Source organism: Sapientia aquatica, from assembly GCF_004358105.1.
GTDB lineage: Bacteria > Pseudomonadota > Gammaproteobacteria > Burkholderiales > Burkholderiaceae_D > Solimicrobium > Solimicrobium aquaticum.
Genome location: NZ_SMYL01000005.1, coordinates 100,929 through 114,796, shown reverse-complemented (window position 1 = coordinate 114,796; position 13,868 = coordinate 100,929). Strand labels below are relative to the sequence as shown.

Here is a 13,868-nt window from a genome sequence, read left to right as displayed (position 1 = left end):
AATCCTGAGCCACTGGGATTATTCCGATTTTTCACTTACTTGCGCCGACTCAAAGGTCGCCATTTCACACAAAAACTTAACGGCAGAGTGCACTAAGGGGAACGCCAAGGCTGAACCAGTGCCCTCGCCTAATCGCAAGCCCAAGTTTAGCAAAGGCTGCGCGCCTAAATATTCCAGCATCGCCTTATGTCCGCTCTCGTCAGAGCAATGCGAAAAAACGCAATAATCCAAACTACTCGGCTGCAACTTGGCAGCGACCAATAAAGCGCTGGTGCAAATAAATCCATCGACCAAAATCACCTTACGGAGTTTAGCCGCTTGGAGCATCGCACCAGTCATCATCGCGATTTCAAAACCACCAAAGGTTGCCAACACTTGCAAGGGAGTTTTTGCGGCGTGGTGAAATTCAACTGCTGCTTCCAATACGCGCTGTTTATGCCGAATTCCATCAGCGTTCAAACCAGTTCCGGCGCCCACGCAAGCGCTCAATGAAATACCAGAAAGCTTATGCATCAACGCTGCAGCAGAAGTCGTATTGCCGATACCCATTTCACCAAAGCCGACAATATTTGCAGCACTCGCGCTAACTAAATCAGCGCCATGCTGCATCGCCAGTTGGCATTGCTCGGCAGTCATCGCTGCTTGCTGGGCAAAGTTTTGGGTGCTGGGTGCGACCTTTTTATCGATCAAACCGTCGCGCGCGCCAAAGTCATGATTGACGCCTGCGTCCACCACTTTTAAATCAAAATCATGTTGACCCGCAAACACATTAATCGCCGCACCTTTTGCTAAAAAGTTCTCGACCATTTGCCAAGTAACGCTTTGCGGATAGGCCGAAATATTTTCCGCAACGACACCGTGATCACCAGCGAAGACAAACATGGCTGGCTTGGTCAACGTTGGCTGTGCGGTTTGCTGAATCAATCCAATATGTTTGGCGACTTTTTCCAACGTTCCCAAGCTACCTAGCGGTTTGGTTTTATTGTTGATCGCCGCGTCTAATAAAGCCGACAACTCAGCCGATTGGGTCGTTTCAATGTGGGGGATTTGCATAGAATTTTAGAAGAAAGAAATTAGAAGTTCGAAAGAGCAATTTACGAAATCGACTGCAAGGGCAAAAACAATGTTCGGTCACCATGTTGAATCTGCTCTATCGGATAACCCAAACATCGGCTCAAATTAGCTGCGTTCATTACCTCAGCGACTTGACCGGTTATCCATTGTCCATCGTCCATCATCAACAACGCATGAGTGGCCATGCCATAGGCCAAATTCAGATCGTGGCTGACGACCAAGACAGATTTTTTTTGCTTCGTACAGCGTTCTGAAAATAATTGCATCACACTGACTTGATGCGCTAAATCTAAGGAATTGGTCGGCTCATCCAACAACATCAACTCCGCGTCTTGCGCTAACAAGGCCGCAATTGCCACCCGCTGGCGCTCTCCGCCTGACAAACTGCGTACATCGCGATGCGCTAAGTCGGCCACATCTAATTCGGCCAGCGCAGCTTGGGCCATAGCGACATCTTCGCTCGACTCCCAGTAATTGCCATCGTTATACGGATGGCGCGCGGCCATCACGGTTTCGATCGCTGGGTAGGCAAAGACATCGTTACGACCTTGGGCAAGATAGGAACGGACTTTGGCTAACTCCAACAACGACCAGTTACGCAAACGCTGGCAATTAATCGCAATGTCGCCGGCATCACGCGGCAATTCGTTTAAGCCCGCCAAGCTGCGCAGCAAAGTCGTTTTACCCGCGCCATTGCGGCCAATAATGCACCAACATTCGCCCGGATTTACTCGCCAATCCAGATGACGGATTAGCGGCTTGGAGCCGATGGCGAGCGATAAATTGGTGACTTGTAATTGCATAGAGAGTCAGATCAATCCAGTGATTAAGGCAAATAATGCCGACGTTGTTGGTGCAACTGAACGAGAAATAACGGCACACCGATCAAGGCCGTAATGACACCCACGGGCAATTGCTGGGGCGCGGCAATCGTGCGCGCTAAGGCATCGGCCAGCACGACAAAACTGCCACCTGCAATACAGGATGCGGGAATCAATAAACGGTGATCAGGCCCCCAAGCAAAGCGACAAGCATGTGGCATCACCAAGCCGACAAAACCGATGCTACCGGCATTACTGACCGCACTGGCTGTCAACAGCGCCGCACAAAAGAACAAAATCTTTCTCAGCCGTCCGACCGAAATCCCCAAAGTACTAGCACCATCCGAATACAACGCCGCCACATTAATCACCCGTGCCAACTTGATGCAATAAGCTAAAACAGCCAACATAATCACCCAAGGCACGTAACGCAATTCAGCACCCGATAAATCACCAATCAGCCAAAACACCATGCTACGCAATTGACCATCGGGTGAGATCGAAAGAATCAAGGAAATAATCGCCATGCAACCAGAACCAACAATGACGCCAGTTAATAGCAACGTCGTGACCGTGCCTTGCGAACTTCCGCTTCCTTTGAAATCGTTGTAAGCCAGCATAAATAACAGGCTCGCTACCAAAGCAGCACCAGCAAAGGCCGCCACATCGATAATCCAAGCAACGCTACAAAGCAACATTGCCAACAAAGCGCCCACTGCCGCGCCGCCTGACACGCCCAACACATACGGCTCAGCCAAAGGATTGCGCAACAATGCTTGCATTAATACGCCGGCCAAAGCCAAGGTGCCACCAGTAACAAATCCCGCGAGCGCACGATGTAAACGCAGCTCAAGCAACGTAGCGCTCATGCTACTCGGCTCACCACGAATCAATTCTGCTGACGCGGTCAACAACTCAGCCAATGACAACGACACCGAACCCAAACAACACGCTAACGCGATGCATAGCAAGGCGAGCAATCCTAGGATCGCTAAAATTGCGTAGGTGCGGCGCGCAGAATATTGGTGGGTGAAGATCACGGATGCCTGACGAAAAAATCAATAAAAAATATATCGTTAAAATTCATACGGCCTGACAAATATTCACAACCAAGTCAGGCCGATGATTAAACAAACTAATTAAAAGCTATACCGCAGTGAAGCTTTTAACTGGCGCCCGTTATCTGGATATACCGCACCAAGACAAGCATACGCGTTAGTGAAATACTGTTTATTGGCTAAATTTGTTCCACCTACTGAGGCTTCCCACGCGCCGAAAGTTTTGGAATAGCGCGCATCCAAAGTCGCGTGCGAAGGAATCAACGCAGAGCAGGTATTTAAAAAATCGCCTCCATAACGTTGGCTATCGATCCACTGAGTACCGAGGTAGGCCGTTTGCCCATCGCCGGGTACCCAATTTAAATAGGCCGAAACTGTATTTTTAGGAACCAATATCATTTCATTGCCCTGATATACGCCGCTAGTGAACACGGCATTAACATGCTGGGCTTGAGCCGTTACACGCAACTGCTGGGATAACTGCATTTTTCCCTCAACCGCAAAGCCACGGCGACGAGTCGGATCAAGATTGACATTAGCGCCGGGAAATTGAGAGCCAGCTACGATAAGCACTGGATTGTAATAAATTTCATTCGTCAAATCGTGTTGAAAAAAACGTGCTGTCACTTTGCGCGATGCATCGCCAACGGTTGTGCCAATCTCCAAATCATGCGACAACTGTGGCAGCAAAGCTGTGTCGGCTATCGGAGTCAAACTATTGTCATCCACGTTAGCAACGCGGTAGCTCTGGCCAGCCTTGGCAAACACATTAACGACCGGAGTAAAAGCGTAACTAGTCTGTAACTCCCAAGCGTTCACTGCTTGAGCGATGGAATAGTTATCGCTGTTTAATGGATCGGATGAACTCTTATCGAATATCTCGCGGCGCAAACCAGCGGCTACCCGCAATTGATCAACCCTGATTTCATCGCGCACATACACAGCGCGCGATCTTTGAGTGGCGTAACCTAAGGAATAAATACTATTGGTTTGACGATTCCAGTTAATAAGATCCAAACCTGCAACGAATTCGTTAGAAATATTGTCGCTTTCCGCCAAGTTGCGCAAACGCGGTGTGAATTGAGTTTGTCGGCCAGAATAACGGGAATTACCGTAATAAGCCGAATTGGTATCCTTCTCGCGGGTAGAAAGTTCTCCAGCAACCTGCCACGTACCAAAGGTTTGCTCGATGAAAGCTGTGTAACGGTCATTGGAGCGGGAGGAGCTGTTGGTCGGTGTTGAGGCCTGATGCGGATCTTGCTCAAACTGCGCCAAACTCAGAGAGCCAGCTAAACCAGAGTCAGTGCGCGCGAAATCGGCGCGCAGTCCAGCTCTTCCAGTGGTCGAATACCAAGTCAAAGCAAGGCTGGCATTTTTCTGTGTTACGCCATTATTAACGCGGTAGTTATCCGTTTTGGACTCGCTCACATTAAGGATGGCATTAAACCCATCTCCGCCTTTAGCCAACATTGCGCGTCCGACGCGACTATTGAACTGACCAGCCTCAGTGAAAACCGAGCCATTAAATGGACTTGCACCCAACTGTTTAGTAATAACTTGAATGACACCACCGGTCGCACCGTCGCCATATAAAACGCTGCTTCCGCTGCGAATAATTTCAACCCGCGCTACCGACTCAATTGGGATAGTGGACAGCAGCGCGACAGACTGTTCATTTTCCGAGATACGCACGCCATCGACAAAGACAACTAAATTATTGGCGCTAGCTGATCCAAAACCATTCATATCGAGATCGAAATCATCGGTTCCGTACAAACTCTGGCGACCATAAACGCCAGCAAGTTTGCGGACTGCTTCGTTCACGTTGTCAATTCCGGCATTCCGAATTTCGGATGCACTAATAACAGTTGCACCAATCGGCGCTAACTCAGCAGCACTGGCAAAACGCGATCCAGTAATAACAACCGGATCAAAATCGTCCGGACTTAACGCCGAACCCACATCCGAATCAGCGCGCGCGCCGCCTGAAAAACCAGAAAATACACAAACCAGAGCCAATACCAACGAACGTGGCTTAGCGAGCGGAAAGGCGAAGCCATTCGCTGCACTGCGGGATAAAAAAGAGAAAGTCATAGAGAACCAAGTAAAGGGCAACCAGCCAACGTCCCGTAAGCTGGGTTGAACGATGCGCTGCGATTGGTTCTCGAACCAATCGCAGCGCATCACCTATTTTGGCCGGTATCCGGGCTCACAAATGTCACTTTCTTACCTTCCCATGTCATGCTTCGACACAGTGGTTTAGAGAGAAAGCTGGTCGCCGAAAACTGTGGCGACATTTGTTACCGTTGCGGGGGCAGCACACGTGCGTATGTCGATTTTTGAGCTGAAATTGACGTGATCAATCTCACTACGACTACGGATGTTTCCCGTTTAACTACCGACATGATCATGCCGGTGAGCACCAAAACTGCGCCATTCTAATGCGTGTCATGCCTAACAGCAAGCTAAGTCGGGATATTTCACGGGCCTGCGTCAAGCGCTACTTGGACAATAGCAGCGGTTGAAAAACTTACAAGGAGATTAACAAAGATAGCATTGATGATTAACCAATCGCCCTTACAGCGGTTTGATCAACTTGAGAATATCGCGGAAATTAGGATGATCGGCGTCGCGCAGCCATTCGAAAATCATCATTTCGGAGCTGACGATTTCCGCTCCATTGGCCGCTGCGCGTTGCAGTGCCAAATTTTTATTGGAATCGAGGCGAGAACCAACCGCGTCGGCAACTAGCTTCACTTTCCAGCCGCGCTCCAATAGCCCTAACACTGTCTGCAAGACGCACACATGAGCTTCGCAGCCGACAATACACAAGTCTTGGCGCCAAGATTTTTCGCGCAGTAGATCTAGAGTGGATAAAAAATCCGCCTCGTCGCAAGCGTTAAAACTACTTTTCGCAATCGTGGTGGAAAACAAGGCTGCCAAGTTGGGCAAACTGCTGCCAAGCCGCTGCGGTTGCTGCTCGGTAGCCACGATGGGGATTTCTAACATTTGGGCGACTTGCGCCAAAATCGACGCCCGCTGTGCCACTCGTTCGCCCTGATCGATCGCAGGCATGAGCTTTTCTTGGAAATCGATTACGACCAAGATCGAATTTTCGGCGTCGGCGAGTTTGCTCATGTTAGATTTCCTTGATTAATATTACCTTGGAACAACTATCCTAGCCGATTACTGCGCGTGCTGGCTATGTCTAAATTGAGAGTATCGATCGATTTTTACCAAAGCGTGAATTGCTGCAATTAATTAGCTTTCTGAACTTGCAACACTTCGTCCAATTTGGACAATAGCGGCAAATACTGCGCGCGCGAATTTTTATTCCAATGTTTTTTCAGTTCATCCAATTCGGCGCGCAACTTCTGAGCTGTCGTCAAATCGCCTTGCTGCGCCGCCCAAATGGCATATTCGGCTTTGGCTGAGACACTACCAAAGCGCACTACCGCGTCTTCAAATTCCACTTTGGCTTCACCATTTTTACCTTGCGCTGCAAAGCTGCGAGCTAACAATAACGTCACAGCCTCAGCGCGGAATGTTGTACTTTGTGAGCGTATGGCCAGCAATAAATTCAATGCTTTATCAAACTGCTGGAAGCGAAACTGTGCATTAGCAGCGGCAAATTGAATTTCTAAATCGTTGGCAAACGGGCCTTGCAAGCATTGCTCAAACTGCTGCACCGCTTCGGCAACTTGATCGGCTGCCAATAAAGCGTCGGCATAACGCCATTGGTTTTGCGCGGTCGGGGTAAAGTCAAATGCTGCTTTCGCTTCGCGCAACTCACGACCTGGATCGATGCTATTGACGGCGGCATTGGTGACTTTGCGCAAGCCTTGTTGTACGTGGCCGTTGCTGCGGATTTCTGGCAAAAAAATCGCAAAGAAATACACCACGCTACCGAGCAAGGGGAACATAAATAAAATCAATAACCAATACAATTCGCGCCCCGAACGGATCGCGTGAATCGCAAAAAATATCGCCACAAAAATATGCAGACCTAAACCTAAAAATGGCATTTCTAATCCTTAATATTTTATTCGTCTAACTCACGTAATTTACTCAGCGCTTGATCAATCCGATCAACCGCAACAATTTGCAAACCTTCAATCGGCTGTTTCGGTGCATTCGCCTTGGGGATTAAGGCAATCGAAAAACCCAACTTAGCCGCTTCTTTTAATCGTTCTTGTCCACGCGGTGCTGGACGAATTTCACCCGCCAAACCGACTTCACCAAACACCACCAAACCACGCGGCAAGGGACGATTACGCATCGACGAATGAATTGCCATGAGCACCGCCAAATCGGCTGCAGGTTCAACAATCTTGACGCCACCAACGGCATTGATAAAAACGTCTTGATCGAATGCGGCAATCCCTGCGTGGCGATGCAAAACGGCCAATAACATCGCCAATCGATTTTGCTCTAAACCGACTGATAAGCGACGCGCATTAGGTGCGTGCGAAGCATCCACCAGCGCTTGAATTTCAACCAGCAACGGACGAGTACCCTCCTGGGTCACCATCACGCAAGCGCCGGGAACTGGCGTGTCATGCTGTGATAAGAATAGAGCGGAAGGATTAGATACACCTTTTAAACCGCGCTCAGTCATGGCAAACACGCCCAGTTCATTCACTGCACCAAAACGGTTTTTAATCGCGCGTACCAAGCGGAAGCTGGAATGGGTATCGCCTTCAAAATACAGCACGGTATCAACGATGTGCTCCAACACGCGCGGCCCCGCTAAGGCGCCCTCTTTGGTTACATGTCCCACCATGATGATGGTGATGTCGGATAACTTAGCCGCACGAGTTAATTGCGCCGCGCATTCACGCACTTGCGCCACCGAACCGGGCGCGGAACTGAGCGCGTCAGAATACATGGTTTGGATGGAATCAATCACCACGACTTGCGGCTTGTGTTGTACTAACGTTGAGAGGATTTTCTCAAGCTGGATTTCGGCTTGGAGTTTTAATTCCGACGTCTCAACCCCTAAACGCTTGGAACGCAATGCAATCTGCGCGCCGGACTCTTCACCGCTAACGTACAAAACACGTTTGTCTTTTGCCGTAGCGGCCAAGGCTTGCAGCAGCAAAGTCGATTTACCTATCCCCGGATCGCCGCCGATTAACACCACACCGCCAGCGACCAAACCGCCGCCCAAGACGCGATCAAACTCTTCAATTCCAGTGGTAAACCGCGGCACTTCTAAGGCGTCAATTTCGGACAACTGTAAAACCGGAGCGGTTTGCGCCAAGCTTTGCGGTGTTTGCGAATAACGATTGCCGCCACCCACATCGACCACGCTTTCCACCAAGGTATTCCATTGTCCACAGGAAGAACACTGTCCGGCCCATTTATTGGCGATGTAACCGCATTCGGTGCAACTGTAATTGGTTTTAACTTTTGCCATAACTTGCGTCATTCAATCCTAGTGAAGTCGTGCTGATAAAACGGGAGTAAATTTATTAATTAAACTTCGGTAATCAGTTTTACTCGACCTGTAATCGCGCACATTAATTCGTAGCCTATGGTTCCAGAAGATTGTGCCACTTCATCAATCGGCAAGCCCTGCCCCCACATGATGACTTCGGAGCCGACTTTCGCGTCGGAAATAGCAGTCACATCCACGGTAATCATATCCATCGACACGCGACCGACCAAAGCGGTACGAACGCCATTAACCAAAATCGGCGTGCCATCCACCGCATGGCGCGGGTAGCCGTCAGCATAACCGCAGGCGATCACGCCAATGCGCATCGGCTTTGGCGCAACGAAACGACTGCCGTAACCGACCGCCTCGCCCGCTGCAATTTCTTGGATCGCGATCAATTCGCTGCGCAACGTCATCGCTGGCAATAAATCTAATTCCGCCGCGCTCGCAGGCAGAGGCGATGCGCCATAAATCATGATGCCAGCGCGTACCCAGCTATTGGGTAAATCGTGTTTGAGCAAATTCGCCGCAGAATTGGACACGCTAGCTTCCAACTTAATCTCACCTAACGACGCTTTCGCTAATTCAAAACGACGCATTTGTTCGGCCATGGGCAAGCGCGCATTGTGCTCGTCATCAGCATTGGCGAAATGCATAGTTAAATCAACCACTTTTACCGCAGCAATTGCGCTGAGTCGCTGGTAAGCCGCAGCTACCGCTTCGGGTTTAAATCCCAAGCGATTCATACCGCCGTTGATTTTTAGATGCACTTTAATAATGCTAGATTCGCCATCCACCGACAACTTAGCTTGTTCTAGGTGTTCAATTTGCTCGTTGCAATGCACAGCAATGTCGAACTGATGCTGCTGCACGGTGTGCAAATCGTCGCCGTGAAAAAAACCCTCCAATAATAGTATCGGTTTAGTCCAACCCAGTTCGCGTAATTTGATCGCGTTATCGACTTCCACTAAAGCTAGTCCGTCTGCATGGGCAAATGCTTGCACGGCGTTGTGTAAGCCATGTCCATACGCGTTAGCTTTGACGACTGCCCAGACTTTGGCGGAGCCAGCATGTTGACGTGCGACGTTGTAGTTGTGAGTTAAGGCGGATAAATGAATGTGGGCGGCTATTGGTCTTGGCATAGGTAAGTCAAATCAGTCAGATCAGCGTTAGCAAAATAATGAAAAGTAGCCATCTATTTTAACCGAGCTATACATTCGCCTGCGCATACCGTTTCAGCTCAATCTAGAAAAAGCGCTTCTCGCGCTTATTTAGATAATAAATTGACATTTACTTTGCTAGGAATTTGAAATCAGTGACCGGACATTTGGGCGCTTTCTGTATTTTTAAGCTGGTTTTCATGGTATAAAAGCAGCCGACGAATATTCGCAGAATCGAGATTATTAAAATATGAAGCGTGGTTTCTATACCATCATGAGCGCGCAGTTTTTCTCTTCGCTCGCTGATAGCACCCTACTCATCGCCGCCATCTTTGCATTAAAGACAATTGACGCTCCGGGCTGGATGACCCCGATGCTCAAATTCTTTTTTGTCGCGTCCTACGTTCTGCTGGCCGCATTCGTCGGCGCATTTTCTGACTCGATGCCGAAGGGCCGAGTGATGTTCATCACCAATCTAATCAAAATATCCGGCTGCAGCTTGATGTTTTTTGATGTGCATCCATTAATCGCGTATGGCGTTGCAGGTATCGGCGCAGCGGCTTATTCACCCGCCAAATACGGCATCTTGACCGAATTACTCCCACCTGAAAAATTAGTCGCAGCCAATGGTTGGGTCGAAGGCTTAACTGTCGCATCCATTATTTTAGGAACCGGTTTGGGTGGCGTATTAATCAACCCGCTGGTTGCGACCCGCTTACTCAATCTGCCCATCATCAACTACTTTGATCGCAGCCCGCTAGAAGCCGCGCTGACCATCATTATGATGATTTACATCGTCGCTTTATTGTTTAACTTATTCATCCCCGACACTGGCGCGCGCTACAAAAAACAAGCGACCAATCCAATCAAATTAATCAGCGATTTCACCCACTGCTGCACTGCGCTCTGGAGCGACAAACTAGGCCAAATCACGCTAGGCATCACAACATTGTTTTGGGGCGCCGGCGCGGTATTGCAATTTTTGGTAATCCACTGGGCCACTGTTTCGCTGCATTTGCCGTTGGATAAAGCGGCTTCTATTCCCGCTATTTCGGCACTTGGCATTGCGCTCGGCGCTTATGCTGCGGGTCGTTATATTCCGCTCAAAAAATCACTGAGCGTTATGCCTTATGGCGTTGCCATGGGCGTGGTGGTGATGTCAATGACGATGGTAAATTCGGTCTGGATTGCTTATCCACTGCTGGTGTTGATCGGCGCCTTGGCTGGAATTTTTGTCGTGCCGATGAATGCCTTGTTGCAGCATCGCGGTCATGTGTTAATGAGTGCTGGTCATTCGATTTCGGTACAAAACTTTAATGAGAATGTCTCGATTTTAATCATGATGGGGATTTATACCTTGATGGTAAAACTCGATTTACACATCAACATCATCATCGTTCTATTTGGCTTGTTCGTTTCGACGACGACCTTGTTTGTCATGACTCGGCATTGGGCCAATCAGCGCGAACATGATTCGCTCTCCTTGATCGGCGAGCACAAACACGGCTGTGATTAAGCTGCTCAAGACCAATTACCTACAAGCCTAAATCATGCGCCACACCTTTTTGCGTTTTGCATTCTTGTTCCTGTCTGCGTCGTTAATTTTGTCACTTAATTTCAATCAGATCGCTAGCGCGGCTGAATACGACGAACAATTCCCGCCTGAATGCAAGGTTGCGTTACGCATCATCACCAGCCCAGAATATCTGCAAAAAAATAAAGCCGCCTCGCCCGAATTAAACAACTTGGATAACGATAGCGCGCTCAATTCTGTCACCACCACGTTTAAACAAGCGGTCAGTGACGCGGACGACAAGGAACAGTTTTGCGCCACTAAAGTACGAAAAAATCTGTCCTACACCAGCGCCTACAATTTCCCCCAACAATGTGTGGAATTCATTCCGTTATTGAGGAAAAGTTTTGAAGATCGAGTTGCCATTAAAACCGATAAAAACAATGGCGTCCAGCGCAAAATGGATGAAGCCATTTTAGAGATGTTGGTGTTAGATGAGATTGATCCACCCAAACTGATACAGCGCTGTGAGGTGGGAACTAAGGTCATGCACGTCAATTTAAAAGACACGCACTTGCGCGAAAAATATCCATTGCCAGCGAGTTGCGAAGTATTCTTTGCCGAGATGGAAAAACTAATGACCTTGCCAGCGGAGTTTGAAACGATCCAACGTCAGCGGGTTATTTTCGCCATTGAAAATAAAGATACACCAGAAAAATTAGTCCAAATTTGCGACGAAATTTCTAAGTAATCCAGATCAATCTTCATTCCAATTGTCCGGCACCACAAAGACACGTTGCACTTCGATAAAGGCATCGGATTCTGTATCTACTCGCTCCACCTGCGCCACCAATACCGGCCTAAAATCGAGCGCAAACTGCTGCTGCAATTTAGTTTGTAATTCTGCCCCAGTAATAAGCTGAGTCGACTTAACTCGGGCCGGTGCCAACCATTCCAAGCGCGCCAATTCAGAAAAATTAAGCGAACCAAAGCGCGTCAATTCAGAAACACGGCACCACAAACCACGGCAATGCTGTGGCGTGATTTCGGGTAAGGCCGGAGTTGAATTTGCAGGATAAAACAACCAACCTTTAATTAGCGCTTTAGCTGCCGTGAGCGGCTCGGTCAAGTACGATTGCGCCGCTGCATGCTGTCCCAACGCCAATTGCGCTTGCATAATTTTGCGCGATTTTTCGTCAAAATTATCCATTAGATTCGGCCCCACATAGTTGGATAAGGCGCCTTCTGGCTTTACCAATAAATAAAACTTACAAGCAAATTCCCAATGTTCCAAGCCGTTTGGCATCGTTAGCAAAAAATCGAACTCACCAATGGTGGTCGTTGAGCGAACTTGCAAGCTGTGGGCATGTAATTGATTACGCCATTTGAAGTAAAACGCCAGCAAGTTTTCGGCGTAATGTCCTAAGCGGGTATGCGGATGTAAGGCCAAGAATTCGATCAACGGCTCGGGTGCGTTATCCAAGGTCTGCAACCAATCCTCGACTTGCGGAGTTAGCGATGGTAACTGTGCAACTTGCTCATTCCACCGGGCGTGATCGACATTGAGCAAACCCGGTGCATCCAACAGCCAGGCCAAACTGCGCACATGAGCTTGAGTTAATCGCGGCCAGCGCTGTTGGAATTGCGCCTGATAGTTCAGGCTCTCGGTATTCGCTGTCGCGCTGGCCGGGTCAGAGATCATTAATGAGAAGTCGCCAATGCTTGTTTGAGCAAACAAAGATCAGCCCAAACGCGCGCTTTCAGCTTGGGCGTTCCTAGCATCTCCGCCGGATCGTGGGTGACGATTATTGTGCAATTGCCATAAGGATGCAGTTGACTAGGCAGTTGGGCGAATTCAGGCTGAATTAATTTTGCGGCAGCGCTACCAAAAACGAGTACAACCGCAGGATTTTGATTAGCGATTTGCGCGGATAAGGCATCCAAGCCGAGCTGGCTATTTTCATGACAAAATCCGTGCAACGAGAGCAGCGAATAATGTTGGTCTAAACCGGCAGCATGCAGACAATTTTCTAGTAGACGCCGTTGTGTTTGGTCTGTCATTGGCGCAGCTACGACCGCCAATACCGTCGCATTCGGATTGTCGAGTTGCAGCCACGCTTGATTGCAAATCGCACACGCGCCTGAATTCGGCGTGGGCTGTGTAATCTGAGCGGAATCCGCCGCAATATCATTCACGTCGGCCACCGGCTGACGCAACTTCCACAGCGGGCCAATCGACATCTCATTTAATTTGGTTAAAAACATAATGCCTTTAGTATGAATTTATTATTTTTGACTAGTCTAAAATTGGTCAAAAATCACGCAGCCGAACGATCCAAAATATACCGCAACATCAACGCATCTTCACGCTCAGTGGGCGAAACTTGATAATAAGCTTTGCGCCGCCCAACCAAGGCGAAACCAAACGCCTCGTACACTGAAATCGCACGCTGATTCGATACGCGCACTTCCAGCAAGATCGAATCCATTCCCATTGCACGCGCGCGCTCAAGCAAATGATTCAGCAGCAATCGCGCAATCCCTTGTTTTTGCGCTTGCGCCAACACGGCAATCGTTAGCAAGTGCGTTTCATCAACCACCGGCATTTGCACAAAATAACCGAGCAAAACACCCTCGGGGTTGCGCACTTGCCAAGCATCGTAGCCAAGCTTTAAGGAATCGACAAAATTACCGCGACTCCAAGGATGCGAATAGACCGCTTGTTCGATTGCCACAACCTCATCCACGTCCGCAGGCTGCATCGGCAATAGTGACAGGCTGGCTAAGTCGATTTTCATACTG

General features: G+C 48.9%; 13 protein-coding genes and 1 riboswitch. Of the genes, 2 read left to right on the top strand and 11 right to left on the bottom strand.

What is annotated here, in order from left to right; all coding sequences use genetic code 11:
* Positions 1-18: 18 nt before the first annotated feature.
* The 8 genes from cobT to alr form a co-directional block, all read right to left on the bottom strand.
* The gene (gene cobT / locus E2I14_RS11465; protein ID WP_133328589.1) at positions 19-1,053 is read right to left on the bottom strand and encodes a nicotinate-nucleotide--dimethylbenzimidazole phosphoribosyltransferase; all 1,035 of its coding nucleotides are present in this window, start codon (positions 1,051-1,053) and stop codon (positions 19-21) included.
* Between the two features lie 41 nt (positions 1,054-1,094).
* Positions 1,095-1,877 (bottom strand): ABC transporter ATP-binding protein, encoded by a 783-nt coding sequence (locus tag E2I14_RS11460; RefSeq protein ID WP_133328587.1) that lies wholly within the window; start codon positions 1,875-1,877, stop codon positions 1,095-1,097.
* A gap of 23 nt (positions 1,878-1,900) precedes the next feature.
* Positions 1,901-2,935 (bottom strand): FecCD family ABC transporter permease, encoded by a 1,035-nt coding sequence (locus E2I14_RS11455; protein ID WP_133328585.1) that lies wholly within the window; start codon positions 2,933-2,935, stop codon positions 1,901-1,903.
* A gap of 99 nt (positions 2,936-3,034) precedes the next feature.
* The gene (locus E2I14_RS11450; RefSeq protein ID WP_133328583.1) at positions 3,035-5,047 is read right to left on the bottom strand and encodes a TonB-dependent receptor; all 2,013 of its coding nucleotides are present in this window, start codon (positions 5,045-5,047) and stop codon (positions 3,035-3,037) included.
* A gap of 83 nt (positions 5,048-5,130) precedes the next feature.
* A riboswitch (cobalamin riboswitch) is annotated at positions 5,131-5,395 on the bottom strand.
* Positions 5,396-5,530: 135 nt separating this feature from the next.
* Positions 5,531-6,091 carry an isochorismatase family protein gene (locus tag E2I14_RS11445; protein WP_133328581.1) on the bottom strand — a complete coding sequence of 187 codons (561 nt, stop codon included), beginning with the start codon at positions 6,089-6,091 and terminating at the stop codon, positions 5,531-5,533.
* A 119-nt stretch (positions 6,092-6,210) separates the two neighbouring features.
* Complete coding sequence (locus E2I14_RS11440) at positions 6,211-6,978, bottom strand: hypothetical protein (protein ID WP_133328579.1); 768 nt, start codon at positions 6,976-6,978, stop codon at positions 6,211-6,213.
* Between the two features lie 17 nt (positions 6,979-6,995).
* Positions 6,996-8,372 (bottom strand): DNA repair protein RadA, encoded by a 1,377-nt coding sequence (gene radA, locus E2I14_RS11435; RefSeq protein WP_133328577.1) that lies wholly within the window; start codon positions 8,370-8,372, stop codon positions 6,996-6,998.
* Positions 8,373-8,431: 59 nt separating this feature from the next.
* A complete protein-coding gene (gene alr / locus E2I14_RS11430; protein WP_133328575.1) occupies positions 8,432-9,535 on the bottom strand; it encodes an alanine racemase in 1,104 nt (367 codons plus the stop codon).
* A gap of 268 nt (positions 9,536-9,803) precedes the next feature.
* Between alr and lplT the strand changes: the two genes are divergently transcribed.
* Both lplT and E2I14_RS11420 read left to right on the top strand, forming a co-directional pair.
* Positions 9,804-11,069, top strand: coding sequence for a lysophospholipid transporter LplT (gene lplT, locus E2I14_RS11425; protein WP_133328573.1), 1,266 nt, complete (start codon positions 9,804-9,806; stop codon positions 11,067-11,069).
* Positions 11,070-11,103: 34 nt separating this feature from the next.
* The gene (locus E2I14_RS11420; protein ID WP_133328571.1) at positions 11,104-11,817 is read left to right on the top strand and encodes a hypothetical protein; all 714 of its coding nucleotides are present in this window, start codon (positions 11,104-11,106) and stop codon (positions 11,815-11,817) included.
* 6 nt (positions 11,818-11,823) lie between these two features.
* Here the strand turns inward: E2I14_RS11420 and E2I14_RS11415 are convergent, their stop codons facing one another.
* Genes E2I14_RS11415 through rimI form a run of 3 tightly spaced genes read right to left on the bottom strand, consistent with a single transcriptional unit; the run spans position 11,824 to position 13,864 of the window.
* A complete protein-coding gene (locus E2I14_RS11415) occupies positions 11,824-12,768 on the bottom strand; it encodes a DUF1853 family protein (protein WP_133328569.1) in 945 nt (314 codons plus the stop codon).
* A complete protein-coding gene (locus E2I14_RS11410) occupies positions 12,768-13,331 on the bottom strand; it encodes a uracil-DNA glycosylase family protein (protein ID WP_133328567.1) in 564 nt (187 codons plus the stop codon). The genes E2I14_RS11415 and E2I14_RS11410 overlap by 1 nt, the downstream gene beginning before the upstream one ends.
* Before the next feature lie 53 nt (positions 13,332-13,384).
* Entirely contained in the window at positions 13,385-13,864 is a 480-nt protein-coding gene (gene rimI, locus E2I14_RS11405; protein ID WP_133328565.1) for a ribosomal protein S18-alanine N-acetyltransferase, read from the bottom strand.
* Positions 13,865-13,868: the final 4 nt, after the last annotated feature.